The organism is Pseudomonas sp. EL_65y_Pfl2_R96 (genome assembly GCF_963970905.1).
In the GTDB taxonomy this organism is placed as follows: domain Bacteria; phylum Pseudomonadota; class Gammaproteobacteria; order Pseudomonadales; family Pseudomonadaceae; genus Aquipseudomonas.
The window spans coordinates 1-1631 of record NZ_CAXAQH010000088.1 but is presented as its reverse complement, the minus strand read 5'-3'; the positions used below and the strand labels follow the sequence as shown (position 1 = coordinate 1631).

The following is a 1631-nucleotide window of genomic DNA, read 5'->3' as shown; positions in this document are numbered from 1 at the left end:
GTAGGAGGGTCCGCCCCGTCTTCGACGCCGCGCTGTCGCGCAGCAAACTGGGGGGATCTAAAGTTGAGAGCGCGCGCGGGGCAGAGACCGTCATTAGCACTGGTGTGTCCGCACCCGAGTAGGAGAGTGGTCCGCACGGTATCGGCGTGGAGTCGTTGAAGGCACGGCATGCCGTGACCTCGTATAAGAGAGTGAACCCCTTCGCCACCGTGTTCCCCGCGCGCGCTTTTCAATCCTGCAAGGAATTGTCATGGCACGCAAGAATCAAAAAAAACGCTTCGAGATTATCCACCGCGACTGTGCAGGCATCGATGTCGGCAGTCGTGAGCATTGGGCGGCGGTGGATCCTGAGCGGTGTGATAACCCGGTTCGCAAGTTTTTGACCTTCACCGATGACCTGATCGCACTGGCCGATTGGCTCACGTCACTCGGCATCAAAGTGGTGGCCATGGAGGCGACCGGCGTTTACTGGATCCCGCTGTTCGAAGTGCTGGATGCTCGGGGATTTGAGGTTTATCTGGTCAATTCACGCGCGACCCGGCAGACCTCTGGTCGTAAATCCGATGTCCTCGATTGCCAATGGATTTGGCAGCTCATGACTCACGGCCTGCTGAGCGGGGCTTTTCGCCCTTCGGATGACATCTGCTCAATGCGTTCTTTGGTGCGTCAACGTGCCAATAAAGTCTGCGATCAGGCCAAGTCCATCAACCGTATGCAGAAAGCCTTGAGCCAGATGAATATTCATCTGGCCAACGTCATCAGTGATATCACCGGTGTGACGGGCATGAAAATTCTCCAGGCGATCAATCAGGGTGAGCGCGACCCTCAGGTGCTCGCCGCCTTGCGAGATCGGCGCATCAAAGCGGATCAGGCGACCATCGCCCGCAGCCTGCACGGCAATTGGCGTGCGGAGCACCTCCATGCGCTAGGCCAGGAGTTAGCCTGCTATGACTTCCTGGAAACACAAATCGCCGACTGCGACCAGGCCATCGCTCAAGCGCTTGAACGGCTGGCCACGCGTCAGGAAGAGGTGCCGGTTGCCAGCAAAGTGCTGCGCAGCCCTCATCGTTCGGCAGCGCAGCAAAGCGCCTTGCATCAAGCCCTGGGCCAAGTGATGGGTGTGGATTTAACCGCCATACCGACGATCGGGGTGGATACCGCGCTGGTTTTGGCCAGCGAATTGGGCCCGGACTTGTCGCGTTTCCCGACCTCTCAACACTTTTGCTCCTGGCTGGGTGTCGCACCGCCGACCCGCATATCGGGAGGCAAGCCCCTGCCCGGCAGAGCGCCAAAGGTGATCAATCGAGCAGCCCAAGCGCTTAAGCAAGCGGCCTCCAATGCCCGAAACGACAAAAGCTTTATCGGTGCCAGCCACCGGGCACGTTTAACCCGGATGGACACCGGCTGCGCGATCAAAGCGACCGCGCACCAACTGGCACGACTGATCTACGCCATGCTGACCAAGGGCCAGCCGTATGTTGAGAAGGGCATCGAAGCTTACGAAGAGAAGAGTCGCGACCGACAACGGCGCGCCTTGGAACGCAAGGCGCGCAAGCTGGGGATGCAGTTGGTGATGGTTGGATAAATTTCAGAGCAAAAACAATGCGTTATTTTTTGTTTGATAAGAGCTG

1 protein-coding gene is annotated in these 1631 nt (G+C 58.3%); it reads left to right on the top strand.

All coding sequences use genetic code 11. The features are described 5' to 3' along the window. The first annotated feature begins 250 nt into the window (after nt 1–250). A complete protein-coding gene (locus tag AACY49_RS29520; protein ID WP_339527701.1) occupies nt 251–1585 on the top strand; it encodes an IS110 family transposase in 1335 nt (444 codons plus the stop codon). Nucleotides 1586–1631: the final 46 nt, after the last annotated feature.